Genomic DNA, 22,174 nt, shown 5'->3' with positions numbered 1-22,174 from the left:
TCCTTATCCTTTCATCCGGTCAGCAACCGCGGCAGCGACTGCTTTTGCATCTGCCTTGCCACCCAGGGCAGCAACCAGAGCTTCGGCGGTGTCAGCGGCCACAACTTTTACGCTTTCCAGCGCGCCAGCCTTGATCTCGCCAATGGCTTTTTCAGAGTCAGCCGCTTTGGCAGCAATCTGTTCATCCGCCTTGGCAATCGCTTCGTCCAGACCAACCTGGATTTCGGCGCGTGTTTCGGCGGCGATACGCTGTGCCTCGGCGCGGGCATCCGCCAGAGCCTTGTTATAAGCGTCTTCGGCCTCAACTGCCTTGGCTTTCAGATCTTCAGCCGCAGCGAGGTCGTTGGTGATGGTCCCCTGACGCTCTGCCAGAACCGCAGCAATGCGGGGCAGCGCGACACGCGACAAAATGAGATAGATCGCGACGAGCGCGATAGCCAGCCAGAAGATCTGGTTCCCGAAGGTCGAGAAATCCAGCTGCGGCATGCCCGGAGCAGATTCGGCGGCGCCGTGAGCTGCGTCTTGAGTATTAGATGCCATGTCGTTCTCCTTGGGAACTTGCCGTTACATCGGGCGGTGGACCGTTGGGCCTACCGCCCGACCGTAAGGATAAAGTGTCCTAAGGTCTTAGACTGCGAACATCAGCAGCAGAGCAACCAGGAACGAGAAGATGCCCAGGGCTTCTGCAAAGGCGATGCCGATGAAGAGAGTAGCTGTCTGGCCGGCGGCTGCCGAAGGGTTGCGCAGTGCGCCTGCCAGGAAGTTGCCGGCTACGTGGCCAACACCGATTGCGGCTGCGCCGGAACCGATTGCTGCGAGGCCTGCGCCGATGAACTGACCGAGTTGTGCGATATCGCCTTCCATGGGTATTCTCCTTACGATGGAATGTGGTGATTTGGGATCCCGCTGACCCAAGACCGGATCAGCGGGTAACTTGTTGCCTGGACCTTAGTGGCTCGGATGCAGGGCATCTTTCAGATACACGCAGGTCAGGATGGTAAAGACATAGGCCTGGATAAAGGCCACCAGAACTTCGAGGGCATAGACTGCAGTAATCGCAAAGATCGGCAGGAAGCTGAACAGGCCCAGAGCACCTGCAAAGCCTGCAAAAACCTTCAGAACCGCGTGGCCCGCCATGACGTTGCCTGCCAGACGAATGCTGTGGCTCACGGGGCGTACGAAGTAGGAAATCAGCTCGATGATGGCCAGGATGGGGCGCAGCGCCAGCGGCGCGCTCGACACCCAGAACAGGCCAAGGAAACCAGCGCCATTTTTGACAAAGCCAACGATGGTGACGGTAAAGAATACCAGGCCAGCCAGGACCGCAGTCACAGCGATATGCGAGGTGGTGGTAAAGGAGGTCGGGATCAGACCGAGGAAGTTGGCCATCAGGATGAACAGGAACAGGGTCATGATATAGGGGAAGAACTTGACGCCATCTTTGCCGGCAACGTCTTCAACCATTTTGTAGATGAAACCGTAGGTCAGTTCTGCAATCGACTGGGCGCGACCGGGCACGATGGCGCGGCGCGAAGAGCCGACAACCATCAAGAGGAAGACGCAGACAACGGCCAGTGCCAACCAGAGGGTGACATTGGTGAATGCAAACATGCTGACGTGGTCGCTGGTGTAGGATGTCACGTTGAACTGATCCATCGGGTGGATTGCCAGCTCTGACACCGCTGGTGCAAAAATCAAGCCAGACACCACTACCAGTGCCAAGACTACGTAAAAGAACAGCTTGCCCATCGTTCCGCTTCTCCTGTCGTCAGGTGTTGATCTTGCGATCAGTCCTGAGCCTTTGCATTTTCATCGGCCTGTTCGGCCAGTTTCTGTTCCTGGATTTCCTGCGCGGTGCGAAGCATCACCTTCACGCCAGCGGCAAGTCCAAGCATTACAAACAACACCATAAAGATCGGCAGGGTCCCAAAAATCAGGTCCAGGCCGTATCCGATGCCAAAGCCGATCCCAAGACCGACCACCAACTCCATCACCATTCGCCAAGCCTGATTGGCCAGAGAGTAGTGCTCATCAACGCGCGGCTTGGGCTCCTGGGCCTTACGCGCCGCTGCCAGTTTGGCCTCCAGCTGCGCCATGCGCTGCTTTTGGTCATCATCTGTCACGGGCGCCATCCTCACGCGATTTCTATGAGAGGTGCTAAGGCGCTGGGGCCTCAGAGTCAATTGTTCAAGCGCCGCAGGGAGAATTAACTTAGAAGTTTGATTTTAAACGTGTTTCACAATCGATCAAATTGGAGCTCCGCTCCCCATTCACGGCATCAGCAGGGATTTTGCCCGTTTACGTTATTCAACCAAGCGGTTGATCTTGGAAATAGCCCACAATCCCACACTCACAAAACCTCAACCTCTGTTCCGGCTTGCCAATCCACTGCGACCTGCAGAAGGTGCTTTTGGGAGCAGGGAGCAGTCCGATCGAATTCCAGTTACTTATAGCCTTGGCAGCCGGCGCATCTGCGGCTGGCTTTATCAATGGCTTTGCCGGCTTTGGTACTGCACTTGTGGCCTCCGGTTTTTGGTTCCTTGTCTTACCAGCGCATATCGTTCCGCCGCTTATCATCGTTTCGGCTTTGGTTGGGCAGCTCATCGGGCTGTTCAAATTGTCGGTTGAGCTGGACTGGCGCAAATGCAGCTACCTGCTTTCCGGTGGCCTCCTGGGTGTTCCGCTTGGTGCTGCCGCCTTGGCCTTGATGGAGCCGAGTTTGGTCAAAACCATTATTGGCGGCTTTCTGGTGATCTACACCCTTTTACAGTTTGCAGGATGGCCACGACCCGCCGTCTCTGCCTCTCCCGAAGGCATGGCCGACAGAGTGATCGGGTTTTTCAGCGGTGTTCTGGGCGGGTTTGCCGGGCTGTCGGGCGTCTTGCCGCTGGTCTGGTTGCAGCTCAGGGGGTTTTCCGCGCGCCAGCAGAGGGCTCGCTATCAGCCATTCAATCTATTGGTGCTGGGCTTTGCCTCATTCGCCATGTTCGTGATCGGTAAGCTCGACGGTGAGCTGATGATCTACATCGGCATCTCCACCCCCTTTACCGTCCTTGGTGCTCTTTTGGGAGTCAGGGCTTTCAAAAGCGTCAGCGAAGAGAGTTTTCGCCGAGCAGTATTGTTCCTGCTCTTGATATCTGGCGCGATCATTCTGACCCAGGGCGTTTAGCTTAGAGCGCAGGCCCACTTCAGTTTTCTCCCCGCTTTCCTTTGGCACCAGAGCCGCATAATGTGCGCCGCATGTCCAGTGAACTTGATACCGTCTTTGCCGCCCTGGCTGATCCAACCCGTCGCAGCATCCTCACCATGTTGCTGGAGGATGATATGGCCGTGACCGATGTGGCTGAGCCTTTTGAGATGTCACTGGCGGCGATTTCCAAACATCTCACTATTCTCAGCCGCGCCGGGCTGATCGCACAGGAGAAACGGGGGCGGGTGAAATGGTGCAAGCTGCAGCCAGATGCGATGCGCAGCGCCTCGGTCTGGATGCAGGGGTTTGGTCAGTTCGAACCGGTGAACCTTGATGCCTTTGAGCGTTTCCTGGCGAGCGAGCTGGACGATAACCCCAGCGCGCCCTGAAAACACCTTCAGGCCTTGGTCCGGCCCACAGGTTTGGCCGCATCTTCCAAGAGCAACACCAGGGCCACCACTGTCAGCGCAATCCCCACCAGGATCAGCCCCGTCGGCGCCGGGTTGCCCAGCGCCACCTGCCAGACGATCACCCAGCTGGGAGTGAGATAGGTATAAGCCATAACCTTGGCTGCCGGCAGGTGCAGGCTGGCAAATTGCAGCAAGACAAAGGTCACCGCGCTGGCAAAGATCGCCACATAAAACAACCCCACCCAGACCAGCGGTGGCAGGTTGGCCCAATCAGTGGCCCAAATATCCTGCCATCCCACCACCATGAGCAACAGCGCCCCGGCCACTAGGGTGCCAAAGGTAAAGGCCACCGCCGGCTCCCCCCGGTTCAATTTGCGCACCAAGGGCGTGTAGACGGCATGAGAAACGCAGCCGAGGAAATACATCGCCTCGCCGCGGCCCACATCAAAGGCCCGCAAAGCCGCCAGATCGGCACGAAAAATCACCCAGAGCGCCCCGGCAGCGCCAATACCCAGCGCCAGCGCCATGCGCGGCGTCGTTACCTGCCGCAGCAGCAAATAGCCAAAGATCCCGCTCAGCACGGGCGTCAGGGTAAACACCGCAGAGGCGCTCACCGGGTCAGCGGTTTGCAGCCCATAGAACATCAACACAAAATAGCTGGCAAAAAACACCCCCAGCACCAGATAGCGCCAGGAGCCCCTGTAGTGGTTGGGGTTGAGCTGACCGCTGAGCGTCGCCACCGCGCCGATGACCACCGCCGCAATGACAAAGCGCGCGGCATTCAGGGCCATTGGCGCAATGTCATTGGCAATCAGCACGCCCAGCGAAAACGACCCGGCCACCAGGATCGAAAACAGCAACATGGCGCCATGGGCGCGCTGGACCGGACTCATGCCTGCCAGGCCTTGGCGCGGTCCTTCAGGAAACTGAGGAAGCTTTGCACCTTGTTGGTGCGGTGCAGATCCACATGGGTCACCAGCCAAAGACTGCCCTCCCATTCCACCTGAGAATCCATCATTTTGATCAATCCGGGGCGGCGCGAGGCCTCCCACATCGACATAAAGCCAATGCCGGCCCCCGCCATCACCGCCTCTTGCATCGCGACACCATCGGAGCAGCGAAAGATGATGGTGTCTTCGGTGGTGTGTTCGCGCAGCCATTTGTTAAAGGGCGCACGGCTGTTTTCATTATCGGTGCCGACAAACTGGTGGTTCTTCAGATCGTCGACGCCGCTCAGCATTCCGTGCCGATCCACGTAGCTTTGTGCAGCAAACAGACCGATCTTCTGCTTCAGGAAGGGTTGCACTACATTATCGGGCTGATCCGGCGCATTGCCGGCCCGCAGCGCCACATGGGCCTCGCCATATTCCAGCCGGAACAGACGTTCCCCGGTCAGGTAGCGAATGACCAGACCAGGGTGCATCTGCTGAAATTCAGTCAAGACAGGCACCAAAAGATGCGACATCGACGACAGCGAGGTCACCACCAACTCGCCCGAGACCTCATCGCCCTGGCCTTTGAGCCGCCCCACCAACTGGCTGAACTGATCGTCGGTGGCCTGCGCCACCCGCAGCAGATCCTGACCGGATTCCGTTGGCGTATAGCCGCGCGCATGGCGCTGAAACAGTTTGACCCCCAGCCGGGCCTCGATGGCGTCGATATGGCGGATGACCGTGGCGTGATGTACGCCCAATACTTCGGCAGCACCGCTGACCGTGCCCATACGTGCCACCTGATAGGCGGTGCGCACCTCATCCCAATTTTCCATATCAATGCCCTCGCTTCAAACAGTAAGCTGCAAAATTGCACACAATCTGTGTCCTGATGGCAGTTGTGTTCATTTTTGCTATAACCCATTTGTGAAGCAGACGAAACACCAAATGGGAATTCAGATCATGACCTCTACAGTTCTGCATATCGACTCCTCTGCCCGCGCTGAAAATTCGGTAACCCGTTCACTCAGCGCCGAGATCACCGAGCGCCTGGCGCCCGATACAGTCATTCGCCGCGATCTGGCAACCCCGCTGCCCTTGCTGGACGAAGCCTGGGTTGGCGCCAATTTCACCCCTGCCGACCAGCGCAGCGAAGATCAAAAAGCGCTGCTGGCGCAGTCTGATGCGCTGATCGCCGAGCTGCAACAGGCCGATACCATCGTCATCGGCACGCCGATTTACAATTTCTCGGTGCCCTCGACCCTGAAGGCCTGGATTGATCTGGTCGCCCGCGTTGGCGTCACTTTCCGGTATACCGAAACTGGCCCTATCGGCCTGCTGGAGGGTAAGCGCGCCATTATCGCCGTGGCCTCAGGCGGCACCCAGGCCGGGTCAGACATTGATTTTGCCACCACCTACCTGCGCCATGTGCTCGGCTTCATTGGCATCACCGATGTCGAACTGGTCGCCGCTGATCGGTTGTCTGTGGATGCGACAGGCTCGATGGAGCGCGCCAAAACCGCGATTGCAGCCCTCGCCGCCTGACACCTTCCCCCTGCACAACATTCTGACACCGCTCTCTTGGGGCGGTGTTTTTCATTGGCTCGCGTGTATGACCCTGCCAAACTGGGCTTTCAGACCAAAGCACGAGGGCAGGTGGAGATGAAAAAGATCGGTATTCTTGGTGGGGTCGGCTGGGCCTCGACGCTGGATTACTATCGCGGCCTCTGCGCGGGCAGCTGGGCCAGACAGACGGCGGCCGGGGACCACGCCGAGGGCGGCCCGCTGCCCAGCCCCAGGATCACTATTGATTCGGTCAATCAGGCGCAGACCCGCAGCCTGCGCGGCATTGCTGGAGACGAGGCAAGCTGGGCCGCGTTTGATGCGGTGTTCCGCGACGCGCTGCTGGTTCTGCAGGGCGCTGGCTGTGATTTTGCCGTGATCGCCAGCAATACGCCGCACGCCCGACTGCATGCCATTCGTCGGGGAGTGGACATGCCAGTGCTGTCCATTTTTGACGCCACCGCAGGGGTCACTGCCCAATCCAAATGCACAACAGCCCTAGTGATCGGCACCCGCGTCACCATGCAGGCCAGCAACTACGCTGAGGTCTTGGCCGCCCATGGTGTGCAGGCCAATGCGCCGTTGGCTGAGAGTGAGATCTCGGAAGCGCAAGCAATGATCGACGAGGATTTCCATGGCGGCGCTTCGGCCACGGCGCGGGCGCGGTTGCTGCGGTTTTGTCGCAAACACGCAGCCCCAGGCTGCGCCGTGATTCTGGCCTGCACCGAGCTGCCTCTGGCCTTTCCTGATCACATCGATGACGCTCAGTTCGAGGCAGAAGGCTTTATCTTCATCAACCCCTCGGCGGCCCATGTCACTGCGGCGCTTGACCGGGCCCTGGCAAATGACCCTGATTAGAGCCTGATTCAGTCTCTATTTCAGCCTGACGTTACAGAGGTTCAGACCTCAGATCCAGCTGACCTCAACGCCCACCCGTTGTAGGAACGCCAGAAAATCCGCCCGTGGCATCACCACGGTGCGATCATTGACCAGCGGGTGCATATTGATCACATCAGCCTGCTGCGCCGCAGCATCCATAAAGAACTGAACACCCTGAGTCGCGCCGGTGATCATCGCCAGTGGGCTGACGGCGCCGGGCAGAATGCCGAGGTTCTGCATCAGGCGATCGCTGGAGCCAAAGCTGAGGCCCCCTGCACCGATCTCTTTGCCCAAGGCCTTGAGATCGACTTCACGGTCCTGCTCCAGCGAAAAAAGGAAATTGCGCTTTTTGCGGTCTCGCAGGTAGAGGTTCTTGATGCGCAGGCCGGTGACACCGGGGCGCTCCATCTGCGCCTCTACCTGCTTGGCATCCGCAACCGTGCGCAAAGGCACATGGCTAAACAGCTCATACTGCAGCCCCCAGGCATCAAGCTGCGCCAAAAGCGCGTCAGAGCTGATCGGCAGATTGTCCTGCGCGGCTGAGGGTGCATCCATTGCGGGTCTCCAAAAGGTCCATGAAGTAGCCCAGGCAGATCATGCCGAAACCCCGGCAAGCGCAAGAGCTAACTGCCACTGGCCTGCCCTTTTGTACGCTTCAGTCTATTGCACACGCGTTGCGCCCCAGGCCAGTTTTAAGCCGGGGCAAAATCATCTTCGCGGGCCTCCTCGTAGTGATCAAAACTGGTCTCAAACCAGGCGGTGCCCCGTGTTGCACTGGCCAGGCTATGGCAAAGCTCATCCTGCGCCGCCAAGGGCAGCAGGGTTTCAAAGACATCCCAGCCCACCGCGCGTTCTTCTGGGGAGAACCCCAGCACCTGACCTTTGAGGCCGCTGACCACCGCCACCAGCCCGCCGGTAAAGACCGAAGGCACATGGATCGCCACCCGCATGATCGGCTGCAACAGGACCATCCCAGCCTGGCCCAGCGCCTCGCGGGTGGCGTTTTTACCCGCCATGCGAAAAGCATAGTCGGAACTGTCCACCGCGTGGAACTTGCCATCCTTCAAGGTCACCGACACATCCACCACCGGATGCCCCGCATCGCCAAGCGCCAGGGCCTCTCGCACACCGGCCTCGACCGAGGGAATGAAGTTCTTTGGCACCGCGCCGCCCTTCACCGTGTCGGTGAACTGAAAACCAGCCCCTCGCGGCAGCGGAGACATTTCGATCACCACATCTGCAAACTGCCCAGCGCCGCCGGATTGCTTGCGGTGCCGGTGCTGCACCTCGACGGATCGGGTGATGGTTTCACAAAGCGCGGGCGGCACCATTTCTCCGATGGCTTCGACACCAAATTCATTGTCCAGCGTCGCCAGCACCCGGCGCAGGTGTAGCGGCCCCTGCAGATGCAGTAAGGCGCGCCCCGACAGGGCATCCTGCTCGATCACAATGGCAGGGTCGATTTCTGCCATCCGCTCCAGCGCCGCAGAGAGCCGGGCCTCGTCGCGTTCAAACACCGGGATCACCAGCCGACGATAGGTCGAGGGCCGCGGCTGCGCCCAGTCCGGCAGGGCAGCGCTGCCATCCGCAGAATAGCAATAGCCCAGATTGAGGTGATCCGATTTCACCGCCTGGCCTACATCTCCCGCGCCCAACCCGGCACGAGAGGCTGCGGCTGTGCCCTTGCCAGTGGCTCCACCAGAAACCTCGGACAGCCCCCCCAGGGTATTTCCCCCCACCGGATTGCCCGCCGCGCCCAGCCCACCATCCAGCGCCCGCAACACCACTGTTTTGCCCAGATGTTTGACCTGATCCGCCATGCAGCCTACTGCCACCACATCGCCCAGCTCTGCCAGCCGCGTCTTGGTGGCCTCGACCTGCGGCACCTCGTGGCGCAGGGATTTCATCAGACGCAGAATACCATTGCTGTGTTCCGCTGATCCCAAAAGAGTCGGGAACATATCATTTTGCTGCAAGACCCGCGTGGCGATGTCATAGGCCTCTTCTGGCAGAACCTGTTGATCCTCAATCAGCTCTACCAGCAGATGATCATCATAATCCGCCAGCGCCTCCAGCATTTCCGTACGGGCTTCCTGTTCCCGCGCCATCATATCCTGTGGCAGCTCTATCAAGGCAGAGGGCTGGCCATCGATGTATTTCCAGGCCCGCTCCGAGATCAGATCAACGGCGCCAACGATCTCGCCCTGCTCGCGGATTGGCACTTGTCGCAGGATAATGCTGTGATTGCAGTAGGTCTGCAGCTCACCCACGATATCGGCCACCCGCCCGGTGGCCTGGTCGATGCGATTGACAAAGAGAAAGGCCGGGATGCCGACCTCTTCGATCATGCGCAGATAGGGCGCCGCAAGCACCGCCGATGCCGGATCAGCCGGCACGCAGAGCACCGCCGCATCGCTGGCCGCCAAAGCCGGCCCTGCCTGCCCCAGGTTTTCAGCCCCGCCCGCGATATCAAAGGCCGCCCAGTCCTCTCCCATAAAAGAAAACGGCTGCATCGCTGCAACCGCTGCTGTCTCCTGCCGTTTGCCCATGACCCCGTCGAGCCCTGCCAACGCCCTTGCAAGGGTTGTTTTGCCTGACTGCGATGGCCCTAGAATTGTGAAAACGCGCATATGTTCGGATCCTCCCTCAGCTAGATGGCCGCCCGGTGAGGAGCGCGAACCTTGAGGAACGCGTGAATACCTGATGCTGGTTCTGCCTCGCGGCCCCAACGTGCCGGTGAGATCCGGCGCTTGGATCAAAGGGCCGTGGGGCAATGTTGGCAAGGTCTCCCGCTCTGTGTCAAGCACTCCACTGGTTCGCCCCTTCTCAACTGACGATAATTGACTAGGCTGTTGTGATGCGAATCATCCGAGACACCCCAGAGCAAATGATCATTGCCAACAAGCCCTGGCTGATCGGCATCATGCTTACCCTATTCATCCTGGTTTTTATCGGTGCCGGCATTCTTGTCGCCACTGGAGAAGAAGGGGATGTCTGGTTCGGGATATTGTTTGGAGGCCTGGGAGGCGGCATCGGCATCGCTGCCTTTTGCGCCTTTGTAAGGCGGGTACAGATCATCTTTGACCGGCCATCAGGCACGATCACCATTCGCCGTCAGTCCGTTTTTGGCTACAACAGCGAAGATCACCCGCTGGAACACCTCTCCCATGTCGAGATAGAGCAAACCACCACGCGGCAAAACGGGCATAACTCAACCCTGTATCGCCCGACACTGGTTCTGGAGGCAGCGGCCTCTGCCCCCAATGGTGAAACCCGCATCCCGATTGTCGCCGCCTATACCAATGGGGTCGGCCCCAATCGGATCGCCAAGGCGGTGAACAGCTGGTTGCCGGCAAAAGAAGTGGCCTGACAGAACTGCAACCCTGCCAAAACCTGTCTTCGCTTGACTCTGGTGATCGATCCACGTAACGCAGGGCCAATATCCGGAAGCACTCAAGTCTTCCGGTCCTCGACCTGTCGGGGATCGCCCTCCACCAGCGTGTTACGCCCGTGGGGGCAATTCTGTTTGGATTGCTCCTACGACTGACATCCGGCCTGAGGGGCAATTGTGCATGGGCACCCCGCTCACTACATAGGGGCTGTCTGGTTTTGAAGTCGGCAAAGGAGGCCGTAAGCCATGTTTGAAAATCTATCCGAACGGCTTTCCGGTGTTTTTGACCGGCTGACCAAACAGGGTGCTCTGTCCGAAGAAGATGTCAAAACAGCCCTGCGCGAAGTCCGCGTTGCCCTGCTAGAGGCCGATGTCTCGCTTCCGGTGGCGCGTGATTTTGTCAAAAAGGTTCAGGAACAGGCCACTGGCCAATCCGTCACCAAATCGGTGACACCGGGCCAGCAGGTTGTCAAAATCGTGCATGACGCACTGGTTGACGTGCTGCGCGGGGACGAAGACCTCGGCACGCTCAAGATCGACAGCCCGCCAGCCCCGATCCTGATGGTGGGTCTGCAGGGCTCTGGTAAGACCACCACCACCGGTAAGCTGGCCAAGCGCCTGAAGGAAAAAGACGGCAAACGAGTTCTGATGGCCTCGCTTGACGTCTATCGCCCGGCGGCGATGGATCAGCTGGCGGTGCTGGGTGCCCAGATTGGTGTCGACACCCTGCCCATCGTGGCAGGCCAGAAACCCGTTGATATCGCCAAACGCGCCAAACAGCAGGCTGCGCTGGGGGGCTATGACGTCTATATGCTCGACACCGCTGGCCGGTTGCATATTGACGACGTTCTGATGCAGGAAGTCGAAGACGTCCGCAATGTGGTCAGCCCCCGCGAAACTCTGCTGGTGGTCGACGGGCTGACCGGTCAGGTCGCGGTTGAAGTGGCCGAAGAATTTGACGCCAAGATCGGCATCTCTGGCGTGGTACTCACCCGGATGGATGGCGATGGCCGTGGCGGTGCTGCGCTGTCGATGCGTGCGGTAACCGGCAAGCCGATCCGCTTTGTGGGCCTGGGCGAAAAGATGGACGCCATCGAGACCTTCGAACCCGAGCGGGTCGCAGGTCGTATCCTTGGCATGGGCGACATTGTTGCCCTGGTTGAAAAGGCCCAGGAAACCATCGAGGCCGAACAGGCCGAGCGCATGATGAAGCGCATGATGAAGGGTCATTTCAATATGAATGACCTGAAGATGCAGCTGGAGCAGATGCAGCAGATGGGCGGCATGGAGGGCATGATGTCGATGATGCCCGGCATGGGCAAAATGGCCAAGCAGGTGCAGGACGCCGGCATGGACGACAAGGTGATCAAGCGCCAGATCGCCATGATCCAATCGATGACCAAGAAAGAACGCGCCAACCCCGGGTTGCTGCAGGCCAGCCGCAAGAAACGCATCGTGGCCGGCGCGGGCATGCAGGTCTCTGATCTCAACAAGCTTCTGAAAATGCACCGGCAAATGTCGGACATGATGAAGAAGATGGGCAAGATGGGCAAAGGCAAGATGCTGAAGCAGGCTATGAAAGGCATGCTCGGCAAGGGCGGCGGCATGCCTGACATGGGCGGCATGGACCCCAGCCAGATGGACCCCAAGGCGCTGGAAGCGGCGGCCAAAGCCATGGGTGGAGGCAAGGGCATGCCCGGCGGTCTGCCCGGTCTTGGTGGCATGGGCGGCATGGGCCTGCCCGGCGGCCTCTCTGGTTTTGGCAAAAAGAAGTAAGATGATCCAGGTTCCTTCCATAGACACCCAGCGCCTGGTGATGCGCATGCCAGCGATCGAAGATTTCGAGCCGCTCTGCGCCTTCTATGCCTCACCGCGGGCTGAGTTTGTTGGTGGGCAGATGGAGCCCGACCGGGTCTGGCGCCATCTGGCGCTGGAGATCGGCCATTGGCAGATGCGCGGCTATGGTCGCTGGACGCTGGTGGAAAAAGAGACCGGCAAACCTGCTGGTATCATCGGTCTATGGAACCCCGAAGGCTGGCCCGAGCCGGAGATCGGCTGGGACCTGTTCGAAGGCTTTGGCGGCAAGGGCTATGCCACCGAGGCCGCCACCGCGGCCCGCACCTTTGCCTATGAGAGCCTCGGCTGGACAACGGCTATCAGCCTGGTTGATTCGAAGAATCACGCCTCGCGCGCGGTTGCCCAGCGTATGGGGGCGACACGTGACGGTGATTTCAACCATGTGCGCATGGGCAGTCTCGAAATCTGGCGCCACATGGGCCCCGATGACCTCGCTGCGGGCGGCATGGAGGGCTACGCATGAACGCCCTGACCCTACCTATCCCGGTACTTGAGACCGAACGTCTGACCCTGCGCGCGCCGCAGCTGGAGGATCTAAAGCCGATGGCAGCCTTCTTTGAGACGGAGCGCAGCCATATGGTGGGCGGTCCGCGCGATGCCATGGGCAGCTATACCTCGCTGGTTTCACGTCTGGGACATTGGGTGCTGAATGGCTATGGGCTGTGGCATATTGTCGACAAAGCCTCTGGCGCCTTCATTGGCTGGACTGGCATGATCTTTGCCCCCGGCTGGTCCGAGCCCGAACTGGGCTGGACTCTGTTTGAAGAGGCCGAGGGCAAGGGCTACGCTTTTGAAGCCGCAACCGCAGCCCGTGATCATGCCGCAAAGCATCAGGAGTTGAACGGGGTGATCAGCTATATCGCCCATGCAAACACCCGCTCCATGGCGCTGGCCAAACGTCTGGGCGCGGTCTTTGAGTGCGATGGTGAATTGCAGGGCAAGCGCTGCCAGATCTGGCGCCACCCCAAGATGGAGATCTCCGCATGAGCCTGAGCATTCCCACCCTTGAAACCAAACGCCTGGTGCTGCGCGGTCCTGAGGCCGAGGATTACCCGAATTTCGAGGCGACTTTTTCGTCTTACCGCGCCCGCTTCATGGGCGGGCCGCTGAATCCTTATGAATCCTGGATGCTCTATGCAGCTGAGATCGGCCATTGGCAGATCCACGGCTTTGGCATGTGGATGATTCACGACAGGGTGACAGATGAAACCTATGGTATGGCCGGTGGCTGGATGCCTGCGGGCTGGCCTGAAAAGGAAATCGCCTGGATCATCTGGCCCGATGCCGCCGGTCACGGTTACGCACTGGAGGCCACCAATGCCGCCCGCGCCTATTTCTATGAGACCATGGGCTGGGAGACAGCTGTGAGCTATCTCGACCCCAAGAACCTCGATTCCATCCGCCTGGCAGAACGTCTGGGCGCGGTCAAAGACCACGAGGCCTCGACCATCGATGGCAATGACGCGGTCTATCGCCACCCCAGTCCCGAGGCGCTGAAGGGCAGCCAGATTGCCCATGGCATCGAAATGGAAATCAGCCACTACGCTGACCCCTTGTTCAAACCAAAAGGATGGGCGCTTGACTGATCCTGTAGAGACACCCCAGGCCGAGATCGATGATGTCGCTCGCGCCGCAGAGGTCCTGATGGGCCACCGCGAAAGCATCGACCGACTGGATGCCATCCTCGTCTATACTCTGGGCGAGCGGTTTAAACACACACAGGCCGTGGGTCAGCTGAAAGCTGAACATGCGCTGCCGCCTTCGGATCCCACCCGCGAGGCCACGCAGATTGCACGGCTCGAAGATTTGGCGAAACGGGCCAACCTGGACCCCGATTTTGCCAAGGCTTTCCTGAATTTCATCATTCAGGAAGTCATCAGACACCACAAGAAACACCAGGAATAACAGGGCAATCCCTGTAAACGCCATAAAAGGAGACTTACCCCATGGCTATCAAACTTCGTCTGGCCCGTGGCGGCTCGAAAAAACGCCCCTTCTACCGCATCGTGGCTGCTGACAGCCGCATGCCACGTGACGGCCGTTTTGTTGAAAAGCTCGGCACCTACAACCCACTGCTGCCCAAAGACAGCGAAGAGCGCGTAAAAATGGACATGGAACGCGTTCAGTACTGGCTCGGCCAGGGCGCCCAGGTCACCGACCGTATCGCCCGTATGCTCGAAGCCGCTGGCGTTCGTGAAAAGACTGAGCGCAACAACCCCAAGAAGGGTACCCCTGGCAAGAAAGCTCTGGAACGCGCTGAAGAAAAAGCAGCCAAGGCCGCCGAGCCAGCCGCAGACGCGGAATAAGCTCTTGGCGGCGCGGGACCTGCCCCCTTTGGGGCCTGATGGAGAGGCGCCGGATGGTGCCTTTCCACAGGCGTTCCGCGCCCAGCTTGACCATCTGATGCGGATGCGGCGCGACGTGCGCCGCTTCCGGACGGATCCGGTTGATGAGGCAGTGCTCACGCGCTGCCTCAACGCCATCCAGCTGGCCCCCTCGGTGGGGTTGAGCGAACCCTGGCGCCTGTTGCGCATCACCAGCGATGCCGCACGAAACGCCGCCCTGACCAATTTTGAAACATCCAATGCCGAGGCCCTTGCCGGATATTCCGGTGAACGCGCCAGCCGCTATGCGGGGCTGAAACTCTCGGGCATGCGCGAAGCACCGGTGCAGCTGGCGGTGTTTTGCGATGACGAGACCACCCAGGGCCATGGCCTTGGCGCGGCTACTATGCCGGAAATGCGGCGCTACTCGGTGGTCACCGCTGTGACCCTGTTCTGGCTGGCCCTGCGCGCCGAAGGGCTGGGGCTCGGCTGGGTCTCTGTGCTGGACCCTGATCAGCTCTGCGATGATTTGCAGGTGCCTGAAGGCTGGAAGCTCATCGGTTATTTTTGCATCGGTCACCCCGAAGAGCTGCACGACAGCCCCGAGCTGGAGCGCCAGGGCTGGGAAACCCGGCAGACTTCTTTGCAGATCGAGAGCCGTTGAGCCAATGGGACGCCTGATCCGCCTTGTAATTTTTGTTGCGATCGCCTTTACCTCGGGCATTCTATTCGAGCGCAGCCATCAAAAGGACCTATGCGCACAGTCTGGCGGCCAGTGGATGCGCGCCGGGTTCTGCGCCGGAGAGTGAAGCCATGAGTGCCCCAGAAAACGACCGCATCTGTGTTGGCGCCATCGCCGGATCCTACGGCGTGCGCGGCGAGGTCCGCCTCAAAAGCTTTTGTGCCCAGCCCGAAGAGATCGAGAAATACTCTCCCCTGAGCTCCGAAGATGGCAGCAAGAGCTACAGCCTGACCCTGGGCCGCGCCATCAAGGGCGGGTTTACCGGCCGCATTGCCGGCATCGACACCAAAGAGCAGGCCGATGGGCTCAAAGGTCTGCGCCTGTTCACCACCCGCGACCAATTGCCCAGCTTGCCCAGCGATGAATACTACCACGCCGATCTGATCGGGGTTGAAGTCTATGACACCGGCGGCGCGCTGTTGGGCACGGTGAAATCTGTTCAGAACCACGGTGCCAGTGATTTGCTGGAGCTGATGGGTGCGGGCCTCAAAGGTACGGTGTTTCTGCCCTTCACCCTGGCCGCGGTACCGACGGTGGATCTGGAGCAAGGCCGCATCATCGCAGATCCGCCAGAGGGACTGTTCTAAAACAGACCTGTTCTAAACCCCTCTTGGGTTCCTGTCATTCCTCTGCCAGCAGGGCCGTGAAGACCCGCACGTAACTCTCCGCCAACTGAGTGGCCTTTGCATCCAAAGGGCGAGGTCGTTGTGATCAGAGAAGCCAAGAGTGAAAAATCCGCAGCGCAAAAAAGAAGCGAAAGACCGGATCACTCACCAGATCGGCCCCATAGCCTTTTGCGAACGCTTCCCAATCTGCCTTTGCCACCAGCCCATAGCCGGGCGCGCCCTTCTTGCGCCAGATGATCCGGGCAGTTCGCCAGCCAGATCGTGGCCAGGTCGCGCTGTGGAAAGATCCCTTTGTGGTTAGAAAAGTCGATAAAAGAGGTCGTCTCGGCGCCAATAAGAATATTGCGCAGATGCAAATCTCCATGTTCAACCGCGGCATCAAAAGACTGCCCGCGTGCCACCCGGCCCAAACGATGCAACAGAGCGCAGAGACCCAGAAACTTGTGGTGGCGTGGGAGTTGAATTTGGCCGCTTCGTACCGCCTGCGCCCGGTCAAAGATCCGCGTCAAAAAGGGTTTTGGCCAGAACTGCCGCTTGCCCACACCAGAAACCCGGTGCAGTGCGGCCACTGCCTGGCCAATTGCCTGCAACATCTCACCCCTGTCACCCAGGCCATATTCCGTCGCCTCCAAGGCCCGAAAGGCTGTGCCGCCCGGCGCGAATTCCATGCAAACACCAATGCTTTCTATTGCGTGTAATTCTAACTGAACTAAACAAGGGAGCCATGACTACACCAAACAAATCCCATGGCCGCAAGGCCATCCGCCCGACCCTGAAACCGCGGGAGCTGATGACGCCAACGCCAGAGCTGGTCGGCGTCTGGAAGGCCAAAATCCTGACGCTGTTCCCCACCGCCTTTCCCGGTGTGCTGGGAGAGAGTCTGACGGGCAAGGCGCTGCAGGAAGGGCTGTGGCAGCTGGAAACTGTAGATCTGCGGGCTTTTGGTGTCGGCAAGCACCGCAATGTCGATGACACCCCGGCAGGGGGCGGCGCGGGCATGGTGCTGCGGCCAGATGTTCTGGGCAATGCCATCGACCAGGCAATGCAGGACACTTCTGCGCCACGAGGCGGCAACTGGCCGCTGATCTACCTCACCCCGCGCGGCAAGCCAATGGATCAGACCCTGATGCAGGATCTGGCGCGCTGTGATGGGGTGACGCTGCTCTGCGGCCGGTTTGAAGGTGTCGATGAGCGGGTGCTGGAACACTACAACATCCAGGAAGTCTCTCTGGGGGATTTTGTCATGACTGGCGGTGAGCTGGCAGCCCAGGCGCTGATCGATGCCACCGTGCGGCTGATCCCCGGTGTGCTGGGCAATCAGGCCTCCACCGAGGAAGAGAGCTTTTCCTCTGGCCTGTTGGAACATCCGCAATACACACGCCCGGCGGAGTGGCAGGGGCACAAGATCCCCGATGTGCTGATGTCCGGCCATCATGGCAAGGTGGCTGAGTGGCGCCAGGAGATGGCCGAGGAAATCACCAAGACGCGCCGCCCCGATCTGTGGAGCGCCTATGAATCCAGCAGGCCCGCTGCAAAGCCCAAACGCAACAAGAAGTGACGTATAGTTAGCCACGACAGCCGCGCCCCATCCATGCATCATGCCAGCAATACTATGGCATTTTGACTGAGATCGCCCCCTGAGCAAACGGGGGCTGCTCAGATCGGGGAGAGAATTGATGGGTCGAATTCTGTTGCGTATCCTGGCGGGGCTGGCTGTGGCGGTGGTTGTGCTGCTGGCGGTGCTCCTGTTCAACACTCTGCGCTATACGCCAGAGGCCCTGGCCGACACTGGTGAGCCCTATGATCTCAATGCCGATATCGAGCAGGCGACCAGGGATCTGTCCGAGGCGGTGAAATTCCGCACCGTTTCCACCGATTTGAAACATCCCGATTTTGCCGCCTTCCTGACCTTCATCGAAGAACGCTACCCGCTGGTGCACAGCACCATGAGCCGCGAGGTTCTGGCCCGCAAAACGCCGCTCTACAAATGGGAGGGCAGCGACCCCAGCCTCGCCCCCATCCTGCTGGCAGGCCACTATGATGTGGTTCCCATTGCGCCTGGCTCCCACGATCTTTGGGAGCACGAGCCCTTTGCAGGGGTGATCGACGATGAATTTGTCTGGGGCCGTGGCACCCTGGATGACAAGGGCGCCGTGATCGCCATGTTGACGGCAGCGGAAAAGATGATCGCCGATGGATTCACCCCCAAGCGCACGGTCTATTTCAGCTTTGGCGGCGACGAGGAAGTCGGCGGACTGGGCGCCATGGCGGTTGCCGTGCACCTCAACCAGCTGGGCATCGAGCTGGACTGGATGCTGGACGAAGGCTCCTTTGTGCTGGACAAGGTCATTCCCGGCCTGGATCAGCCCGTGGCCAGCATCAACCTGTCGGAAAAGGGCTATGTCACCCTGGAACTGGTGGCCAAGGCAGAGGGCGGTCACTCCTCGATGCCGCCCCGCGTTACGGCTGTGGGGCGTATTGCCCAGGCCGTGGCCCGGCTGCAGGAGAACCCGGTTCCTGGCGGATTGAGCGGCCTCTCCGAAGAGTTCTTTGACAGCTTGGGACGGCATTTCTCCTTTGGCCAGCGGGTGGTCTTTGCCAACCGCTGGCTGTTCAAGCCACTGCTTGAATCCATTCTGGCGGGCTCTCCAACCACCGATGCCATGTTGCGCAGCACCACCGCGCCCACCATGCTGACCGGATCGAGCAAGGAAAACGTGCTGGCGGCTGAGGCCTCTGCCGTGATCAATTTTCGCATCCACCCGCGCGATACCGTTGAAGACATCGTCACCCATGTGCGCCAGACCATTGATGATCCGGAAATCGAAATTCGCTATGACGAAAGCCTGGCCAATCCGGCCTCGCCGGTTTCCTCGTCCTCGGCCGCGGGTTATGGCGATATCAAGAGCTCGATCCTGGATGCCTTTGGTTCGCTGGCGACAGTACCCGGCCTGACCATCGCCGCAACGGATGCGCGCCACTATGGCAAGGCGGCCAAGAACGCCTATCGCATCAACCCCTTCAAGATCGAAGGATCTGATCTGGCGCGCTTCCACGGCACCAATGAGCGGCTCTCGATCGAGAATTTGGAAACCGGCATCAATTTCTTTGGCTCCCTGCTGCAAAAGCAATAAACAAAGGCACCTGGCGTGCGCGGCCCACTTGATCCGGGCGCGCATTTCCCCTACAGACCGCCTACTTGGATTCGCTTTTGGCGTTTCCGAGTCGTTGGTGATGGAACCGCATGTCCCTGCCCGGCCTTCTTCGGCCATCGCAGCGCGGGCCAAACCGACAGCTTAATGAACGGACGACCTAACCTCTGGCGGGCTGCATTTGTGGGACCCGGTGAAGACCAAGAGCTCTGAGGACGCGCAAATACGTCGTGGTAAACCACGAGCAAAATAGGAGAAGATCAGATGGACCTGATCGCACAGCTGGAGGCGGAACAAGTTGCCGCCCTGGGGAAAGACATCCCCGACTTCAAAGCCGGTGACACCATCCGTGTTGGCTTTAAAGTAACTGAAGGCTCGCGCTCGCGCGTACAGAACTACGAAGGCGTTTGCATCAGCCGTAAAAACGGCGCTGGCATTGCTGGCTCCTTCACCGTTCGCAAGATTTCCTTTGGTGAAGGCGTGGAACGTGTGTTCCCCCTGCATTCCACCAACATCGACAGCATCACCGTTGTGCGTCGTGGCCGCGTTCGTCGCGCCAAACTGTACTACCTGCGCGCCCTGCGCGGTAAGTCCGCACGTATCCGTGAAGATGCAAACTACAAAGCCAAGAAAGCCTGAGGAGCGGTATCATGAAAAAAGATATTCACCCCGATTACCACTTCATCGACGTCAAAATGACCGATGGCACCATCCTCAAGATGCGCTCCACCTGGGGCAAAGAAGGCGATCAGATGGCGCTGGACATCGACCCCACAGTGCACCCTGCCTGGACCGGTGGGAACACCCGTCTGATGGATGCCGGCGGCCGCGTCTCCAAGTTCAAAAAGAAATACGAAGGCCTGGGCTTCTAAGCATCCCAACCTTTTGGTTTCAAAGATGCCGCTCCTTCGGGGCGGCATTTTTTATGGGGGATTGCTGTTTGCACGTGCTGGAATGGGTCGATCAAATGAGATCAATACAGGCCCTAACGCGGGACTTTTCCTGCCATTTGGGCGCTTTTCATTGATTCGCAGCCCGCCTATAGTCAGCTGCAACGAAGGGCGCGAGCAGCGCAGAACACCAAAGGGATCAATAGATGGCGCATATCATAGTTGTCGGCAACGAAAAGGGCGGCGCAGGCAAATCCACCGTCTCGATCCACGTGGCCACAACGCTGGCCCGGCTTGGCCATAAGGTGGCGGCGCTGGATCTGGATCTGCGGCAACGCTCATTGGGACGCTACCTGGAGAACCGCAAGGCCTTCATGGAGAAATCCGCGCTGGATCTGCCGCTGGTCGAGCTGCACGAACTGCCCGAGATTGATGCCGAGAGCCTGCAGCCAGGCGAAAACATCTATGATCACCGCCTCTCTGCCGCCGTCTCCAGCCTGGAGCCGGACAATGATTTTATCCTGATTGACTGCCCCGGGTCACATACACGCCTCAGTCAGGTGGCGCATTCGCTGGCCGACACACTGATCACACCGCTGAACGACAGTTTTGTCGATTTTGACCTCTTGGCCCATACCGACCAGAAGGGCGAAAAGATCACCGGTCCATCGGTCTATTCCGAGATGGTTTGGAACGCCCGCCAGCTGCGGGCTCAGGCCGGGCTCAAGCCCATCGATTGGGTAGTGATCCGCAACCGCGTCGGCACCCAGCGCATGGTCAACAAGGAAAAGATGGAACGCGCCATCAACATGCTGTCCAAACGCATCGGCTTTCGCGTCGCACCTGGTTTTTCTGAGCGGGTGATTTTCCGCGAGCTGTTCCCCCGTGGCCTGACCCTGCTGGACCTCAAGGACATCGGCATCAAGCAGCTGAACATCTCCAACATCGCCGCCCGCCAAGAGCTGCGCGACATGATGAAAGCCGTGAACCTGCCCGGCGTCGAAATCGATATCTGATTTTCAAAGATGTGACCCGCTGGAAAAACAGGCCGGGGGTCACTCTGCTTCGTGGCAGCAGATGCAGATTTTATTGTTGTCCAGATCCCGAAAATAGGCGCCGTAGTAATCCGGGTGATACTGCGGGCGCAGGCCCGGCGCACCGTCATCGCGCGCGCCCATGGTCAGCGCAATCGCATGGCACTGGTCAACCTGCTGGCGGTTGCCCGCTTGCAGCGCCAGCATTTGCCCGTTCCCTGAGGACTGCGTACCGCCATCCACAGGCAGTCCGACCAAAAACAAAGGACGCGGGTAATCCCGGTGCTGCCACCCGGCCCAGCCCATCTCTCGCTGGCAGAACTTCTGCTCTATGCCCAGTGGTTTGAGGACGGCATCAAAAAAGGCAACCGCCTGCTCAAGATCTTTGGTTCCCAAATTCACATGAGAAAACATCTGGCTATCCTCTACGGTAGGTCAGGCCCGTTTGAAGCTCAAATAGGCAAAGGCAGCGGCACTAGTCTTCCACATAGGGCACCAGATCTGGCATCGAACCCTGCGGGCGATAGATGGTGAACAGCTCCAGCGGCTCTGGCACCCCGCGCAGCATGTAGCGCCCAAGCGAGACCATGTCGTGCTCTGACCCGACAACAGCCTGCTGTACCACCTGCGAGAATATCAGGTTCTGACCAACCGAGCGGTGCATCCCGGCGATGCGCGCCGTTTGGTTCACGGCCGGGCCGATAACAGTGAAATCCAGCCGGTTCTCCGCGCCGATATTGCCATAAAGAATATGCCCGGCATGCAGTGCCAGGGTCCAATCTGTGACGGGCAACCCCTCTGCCAGACGTTCGCCGTTCCGCTGGCTAATGTTGCGGCACAGCTCTGCCGAGGCCGCCAGCGCTGCTGCCGCATCCTGTTCGATGCTGCCCAGGTTGAACATCACCAGCATGCCATCGCCCAGAAATTTGAGGATATTGCCACCATGCGCCTGGGTCGCCGCCACTGCGATGCCAAAGTAATCGTTCAGCATCTCAATCAGCTCCGGCCCCGGCAGCTCTCCGGCCAAGCTGGTAAAGCCCTTGAGGTCAAACAGGCCGATCACCGCGTCGATCTCGCTGGACGAACCGCGCTGGAATTCGCCAGACAGCACCCGCTGGCCAGGATCGCGGCCCAGATAGGTCTGCAACAGATCGCTGGCCATCTGCCGGTTGGACATCGATTTC

The 22,174-nt window shown here is 59.4% G+C and carries 30 protein-coding genes; 19 read left to right on the top strand and 11 right to left on the bottom strand.

Translation table 11 applies throughout. From position 1 onward, the window contains the following. Positions 1-3 precede the first annotated feature (3 nt). From ABJP42_RS13695 to ABJP42_RS13680, 4 genes are all read right to left on the bottom strand, one after another. Positions 4-540, bottom strand: a complete 537-nt coding sequence (locus tag ABJP42_RS13695; RefSeq protein ID WP_348341258.1) for a F0F1 ATP synthase subunit B' — start codon at positions 538-540, stop codon at positions 4-6. 87 nt (positions 541-627) lie between these two features. Beyond that, on the bottom strand, positions 628-864 hold the full coding sequence (locus ABJP42_RS13690) for a F0F1 ATP synthase subunit C (RefSeq protein ID WP_008205040.1): 237 nt from the start codon (positions 862-864) through the stop codon (positions 628-630). An 84-nt stretch (positions 865-948) separates the two neighbouring features. After that, a complete protein-coding gene (locus ABJP42_RS13685; RefSeq protein WP_348341256.1) occupies positions 949-1,749 on the bottom strand; it encodes a F0F1 ATP synthase subunit A in 801 nt (266 codons plus the stop codon). A 38-nt stretch (positions 1,750-1,787) separates the two neighbouring features. Then, a complete protein-coding gene (locus ABJP42_RS13680; RefSeq protein WP_348341254.1) occupies positions 1,788-2,132 on the bottom strand; it encodes an AtpZ/AtpI family protein in 345 nt (114 codons plus the stop codon). A 323-nt stretch (positions 2,133-2,455) separates the two neighbouring features. Between ABJP42_RS13680 and ABJP42_RS13675 the strand changes: the two genes are divergently transcribed. Together ABJP42_RS13675 and ABJP42_RS13670 are read left to right on the top strand one after the other, a co-directional pair. Next, positions 2,456-3,169, top strand: coding sequence for a sulfite exporter TauE/SafE family protein (locus tag ABJP42_RS13675; RefSeq protein ID WP_348341252.1), 714 nt, complete (start codon positions 2,456-2,458; stop codon positions 3,167-3,169). 71 nt (positions 3,170-3,240) lie between these two features. Next, a complete protein-coding gene (locus ABJP42_RS13670; RefSeq protein ID WP_348341250.1) occupies positions 3,241-3,579 on the top strand; it encodes an ArsR/SmtB family transcription factor in 339 nt (112 codons plus the stop codon). Positions 3,580-3,587: 8 nt separating this feature from the next. Here ABJP42_RS13670 and ABJP42_RS13665 read toward each other — a convergent pair whose 3' ends face one another. Further along, positions 3,588-4,493: a DMT family transporter gene (locus tag ABJP42_RS13665; protein WP_348341248.1), complete on the bottom strand. Its 906-nt coding sequence runs from the start codon at positions 4,491-4,493 to the stop codon at positions 3,588-3,590. Further along, positions 4,490-5,368 (bottom strand): LysR family transcriptional regulator, encoded by an 879-nt coding sequence (locus ABJP42_RS13660; RefSeq protein ID WP_348341246.1) that lies wholly within the window; start codon positions 5,366-5,368, stop codon positions 4,490-4,492. The genes ABJP42_RS13665 and ABJP42_RS13660 overlap by 4 nt, the downstream gene beginning before the upstream one ends. A 127-nt stretch (positions 5,369-5,495) precedes the next feature. Between ABJP42_RS13660 and ABJP42_RS13655 the strand changes: the two genes are divergently transcribed. Continuing rightward, positions 5,496-6,077, top strand: a complete 582-nt coding sequence (locus ABJP42_RS13655; RefSeq protein ID WP_348341273.1) for an FMN-dependent NADH-azoreductase — start codon at positions 5,496-5,498, stop codon at positions 6,075-6,077. 117 nt (positions 6,078-6,194) lie between these two features. Continuing rightward, positions 6,195-6,953 carry an aspartate/glutamate racemase family protein gene (locus tag ABJP42_RS13650; protein ID WP_348341244.1) on the top strand — a complete coding sequence of 253 codons (759 nt, stop codon included), beginning with the start codon at positions 6,195-6,197 and terminating at the stop codon, positions 6,951-6,953. A 48-nt stretch (positions 6,954-7,001) separates the two neighbouring features. Here the strand turns inward: ABJP42_RS13650 and ABJP42_RS13645 are convergent, their stop codons facing one another. Beyond that, positions 7,002-7,529, bottom strand: coding sequence for a prolyl-tRNA synthetase associated domain-containing protein (locus ABJP42_RS13645; RefSeq protein WP_348341242.1), 528 nt, complete (start codon positions 7,527-7,529; stop codon positions 7,002-7,004). Positions 7,530-7,666: 137 nt separating this feature from the next. Beyond that, complete coding sequence (locus ABJP42_RS13640) at positions 7,667-9,604, bottom strand: elongation factor G (protein WP_348341240.1); 1,938 nt, start codon at positions 9,602-9,604, stop codon at positions 7,667-7,669. A 227-nt stretch (positions 9,605-9,831) separates the two neighbouring features. On the opposite strand from ABJP42_RS13640, the gene ABJP42_RS13635 reads away from it, so the two are divergent. The 10 genes from ABJP42_RS13635 (at position 9,832) to rimM (ending at position 15,875) form a co-directional block, all read left to right on the top strand. Beyond that, positions 9,832-10,344, top strand: coding sequence for a hypothetical protein (locus ABJP42_RS13635; protein WP_348341238.1), 513 nt, complete (start codon positions 9,832-9,834; stop codon positions 10,342-10,344). Between the two features lie 267 nt (positions 10,345-10,611). After that, the gene (gene ffh, locus ABJP42_RS13630) at positions 10,612-12,141 is read left to right on the top strand and encodes a signal recognition particle protein (RefSeq protein ID WP_348341236.1); all 1,530 of its coding nucleotides are present in this window, start codon (positions 10,612-10,614) and stop codon (positions 12,139-12,141) included. Between the two features lies 1 nt (position 12,142). Continuing rightward, the gene (locus ABJP42_RS13625; protein WP_348341234.1) at positions 12,143-12,685 is read left to right on the top strand and encodes a GNAT family N-acetyltransferase; all 543 of its coding nucleotides are present in this window, start codon (positions 12,143-12,145) and stop codon (positions 12,683-12,685) included. Further along, on the top strand, positions 12,682-13,209 hold the full coding sequence (locus ABJP42_RS13620) for a GNAT family N-acetyltransferase (protein WP_348341232.1): 528 nt from the start codon (positions 12,682-12,684) through the stop codon (positions 13,207-13,209). The genes ABJP42_RS13625 and ABJP42_RS13620 overlap by 4 nt, the downstream gene beginning before the upstream one ends. Next, positions 13,206-13,808: a GNAT family N-acetyltransferase gene (locus ABJP42_RS13615; protein WP_348341230.1), complete on the top strand. Its 603-nt coding sequence runs from the start codon at positions 13,206-13,208 to the stop codon at positions 13,806-13,808. The genes ABJP42_RS13620 and ABJP42_RS13615 overlap by 4 nt, the downstream gene beginning before the upstream one ends. After that, entirely contained in the window at positions 13,801-14,127 is a 327-nt protein-coding gene (locus tag ABJP42_RS13610) for a chorismate mutase (protein WP_348341228.1), read from the top strand. Before ABJP42_RS13615 ends, ABJP42_RS13610 begins: the two co-directional genes overlap by 8 nt. Before the next feature lie 41 nt (positions 14,128-14,168). After that, entirely contained in the window at positions 14,169-14,528 is a 360-nt protein-coding gene (rpsP, locus tag ABJP42_RS13605; RefSeq protein WP_348341226.1) for a 30S ribosomal protein S16, read from the top strand. 4 nt (positions 14,529-14,532) lie between these two features. Beyond that, positions 14,533-15,210 carry a 5,6-dimethylbenzimidazole synthase gene (bluB, locus tag ABJP42_RS13600; RefSeq protein ID WP_348341224.1) on the top strand — a complete coding sequence of 226 codons (678 nt, stop codon included), beginning with the start codon at positions 14,533-14,535 and terminating at the stop codon, positions 15,208-15,210. A 4-nt stretch (positions 15,211-15,214) separates the two neighbouring features. Then, positions 15,215-15,355: a hypothetical protein gene (locus ABJP42_RS13595; RefSeq protein ID WP_009810722.1), complete on the top strand. Its 141-nt coding sequence runs from the start codon at positions 15,215-15,217 to the stop codon at positions 15,353-15,355. 4 nt (positions 15,356-15,359) lie between these two features. Then, positions 15,360-15,875: a ribosome maturation factor RimM gene (rimM, locus tag ABJP42_RS13590; protein WP_348341221.1), complete on the top strand. Its 516-nt coding sequence runs from the start codon at positions 15,360-15,362 to the stop codon at positions 15,873-15,875. Positions 15,876-16,054: 179 nt separating this feature from the next. On the opposite strand, the gene ABJP42_RS13585 is transcribed toward rimM, so the two are convergent. Beyond that, a complete protein-coding gene (locus tag ABJP42_RS13585; RefSeq protein ID WP_348341217.1) occupies positions 16,055-16,582 on the bottom strand; it encodes a phosphotransferase in 528 nt (175 codons plus the stop codon). A 56-nt stretch (positions 16,583-16,638) separates the two neighbouring features. Here ABJP42_RS13585 and trmD point away from each other — a divergent pair, with 56 nt between their 5' ends. From trmD to ABJP42_RS13560, 5 genes are all read left to right on the top strand, one after another. Further along, a complete protein-coding gene (gene trmD, locus ABJP42_RS13580; RefSeq protein WP_348341215.1) occupies positions 16,639-17,472 on the top strand; it encodes a tRNA (guanosine(37)-N1)-methyltransferase TrmD in 834 nt (277 codons plus the stop codon). Between the two features lie 118 nt (positions 17,473-17,590). Continuing rightward, positions 17,591-19,048, top strand: coding sequence for a M20 family peptidase (locus ABJP42_RS13575; protein WP_348341213.1), 1,458 nt, complete (start codon positions 17,591-17,593; stop codon positions 19,046-19,048). Positions 19,049-19,330: 282 nt separating this feature from the next. After that, positions 19,331-19,705 (top strand): 50S ribosomal protein L19, encoded by a 375-nt coding sequence (gene rplS, locus ABJP42_RS13570; RefSeq protein ID WP_348341211.1) that lies wholly within the window; start codon positions 19,331-19,333, stop codon positions 19,703-19,705. A gap of 11 nt (positions 19,706-19,716) precedes the next feature. Further along, positions 19,717-19,938, top strand: coding sequence for a 50S ribosomal protein L31 (rpmE, locus tag ABJP42_RS13565; protein ID WP_122072112.1), 222 nt, complete (start codon positions 19,717-19,719; stop codon positions 19,936-19,938). A 224-nt stretch (positions 19,939-20,162) separates the two neighbouring features. Beyond that, the gene (locus ABJP42_RS13560; RefSeq protein ID WP_348341209.1) at positions 20,163-20,972 is read left to right on the top strand and encodes a division plane positioning ATPase MipZ; all 810 of its coding nucleotides are present in this window, start codon (positions 20,163-20,165) and stop codon (positions 20,970-20,972) included. 39 nt (positions 20,973-21,011) lie between these two features. Here ABJP42_RS13560 and ABJP42_RS13555 read toward each other — a convergent pair whose 3' ends face one another. Further along, positions 21,012-21,404, bottom strand: coding sequence for a VOC family protein (locus ABJP42_RS13555; RefSeq protein WP_348341207.1), 393 nt, complete (start codon positions 21,402-21,404; stop codon positions 21,012-21,014). A gap of 61 nt (positions 21,405-21,465) precedes the next feature. Continuing rightward, a partial coding sequence (locus ABJP42_RS13550) for an adenylate/guanylate cyclase domain-containing protein (protein ID WP_348341205.1) occupies positions 21,466-22,174 on the bottom strand: 709 nt, incomplete at its 5' end.

It is taken from the genome of Pseudophaeobacter sp., from assembly GCF_039971195.1.
GTDB lineage: Bacteria > Pseudomonadota > Alphaproteobacteria > Rhodobacterales > Rhodobacteraceae > Pseudophaeobacter.
The sequence above is the reverse complement of the archived record's forward strand: the minus strand, read 5'-3'. Positions and strand labels throughout refer to the sequence as shown.

Excerpts from the sequence above, each read along its gene's own strand:
- ABJP42_RS13695 (WP_348341258.1), bottom strand. The coding sequence starts at position 540 with ATGGCATCTAATACTCAAGACGCAGCTCACGGCGCCGCCGAATCTGCT.
- rplS (WP_348341211.1), top strand. The coding sequence starts at position 19,331 with ATGGACCTGATCGCACAGCTGGAGGCGGAACAAGTTGCCGCCCTGGGG.
- ABJP42_RS13660 (WP_348341246.1), bottom strand. The coding sequence starts at position 5,368 with ATGGAAAATTGGGATGAGGTGCGCACCGCCTATCAGGTGGCACGTATG.
- ABJP42_RS13680 (WP_348341254.1), bottom strand. The coding sequence starts at position 2,132 with ATGGCGCCCGTGACAGATGATGACCAAAAGCAGCGCATGGCGCAGCTG.
- ABJP42_RS13625 (WP_348341234.1), top strand. The coding sequence starts at position 12,143 with ATGATCCAGGTTCCTTCCATAGACACCCAGCGCCTGGTGATGCGCATG.
- ABJP42_RS13595 (WP_009810722.1), top strand. The coding sequence starts at position 15,215 with ATGGGACGCCTGATCCGCCTTGTAATTTTTGTTGCGATCGCCTTTACC.
- ABJP42_RS13640 (WP_348341240.1), bottom strand. The coding sequence starts at position 9,604 with ATGCGCGTTTTCACAATTCTAGGGCCATCGCAGTCAGGCAAAACAACC.
- ABJP42_RS13650 (WP_348341244.1), top strand. The coding sequence starts at position 6,195 with ATGAAAAAGATCGGTATTCTTGGTGGGGTCGGCTGGGCCTCGACGCTG.
- ABJP42_RS13690 (WP_008205040.1), bottom strand. The coding sequence starts at position 864 with ATGGAAGGCGATATCGCACAACTCGGTCAGTTCATCGGCGCAGGCCTC.
- rimM (WP_348341221.1), top strand. The coding sequence starts at position 15,360 with ATGAGTGCCCCAGAAAACGACCGCATCTGTGTTGGCGCCATCGCCGGA.
- ABJP42_RS13585 (WP_348341217.1), bottom strand. The coding sequence starts at position 16,582 with ATGGAATTCGCGCCGGGCGGCACAGCCTTTCGGGCCTTGGAGGCGACG.
- ABJP42_RS13635 (WP_348341238.1), top strand. The coding sequence starts at position 9,832 with ATGCGAATCATCCGAGACACCCCAGAGCAAATGATCATTGCCAACAAG.
- ffh (WP_348341236.1), top strand. The coding sequence starts at position 10,612 with ATGTTTGAAAATCTATCCGAACGGCTTTCCGGTGTTTTTGACCGGCTG.
- ABJP42_RS13665 (WP_348341248.1), bottom strand. The coding sequence starts at position 4,493 with ATGAGTCCGGTCCAGCGCGCCCATGGCGCCATGTTGCTGTTTTCGATC.
- ABJP42_RS13670 (WP_348341250.1), top strand. The coding sequence starts at position 3,241 with ATGTCCAGTGAACTTGATACCGTCTTTGCCGCCCTGGCTGATCCAACC.
- ABJP42_RS13615 (WP_348341230.1), top strand. The coding sequence starts at position 13,206 with ATGAGCCTGAGCATTCCCACCCTTGAAACCAAACGCCTGGTGCTGCGC.
- rpmE (WP_122072112.1), top strand. The coding sequence starts at position 19,717 with ATGAAAAAAGATATTCACCCCGATTACCACTTCATCGACGTCAAAATG.
- ABJP42_RS13685 (WP_348341256.1), bottom strand. The coding sequence starts at position 1,749 with ATGGGCAAGCTGTTCTTTTACGTAGTCTTGGCACTGGTAGTGGTGTCT.
- ABJP42_RS13645 (WP_348341242.1), bottom strand. The coding sequence starts at position 7,529 with ATGGATGCACCCTCAGCCGCGCAGGACAATCTGCCGATCAGCTCTGAC.
- rpsP (WP_348341226.1), top strand. The coding sequence starts at position 14,169 with ATGGCTATCAAACTTCGTCTGGCCCGTGGCGGCTCGAAAAAACGCCCC.
- trmD (WP_348341215.1), top strand. The coding sequence starts at position 16,639 with ATGACTACACCAAACAAATCCCATGGCCGCAAGGCCATCCGCCCGACC.
- ABJP42_RS13560 (WP_348341209.1), top strand. The coding sequence starts at position 20,163 with ATGGCGCATATCATAGTTGTCGGCAACGAAAAGGGCGGCGCAGGCAAA.
- ABJP42_RS13575 (WP_348341213.1), top strand. The coding sequence starts at position 17,591 with ATGGGTCGAATTCTGTTGCGTATCCTGGCGGGGCTGGCTGTGGCGGTG.
- ABJP42_RS13555 (WP_348341207.1), bottom strand. The coding sequence starts at position 21,404 with ATGTTTTCTCATGTGAATTTGGGAACCAAAGATCTTGAGCAGGCGGTT.
- ABJP42_RS13620 (WP_348341232.1), top strand. The coding sequence starts at position 12,682 with ATGAACGCCCTGACCCTACCTATCCCGGTACTTGAGACCGAACGTCTG.
- ABJP42_RS13655 (WP_348341273.1), top strand. The coding sequence starts at position 5,496 with ATGACCTCTACAGTTCTGCATATCGACTCCTCTGCCCGCGCTGAAAAT.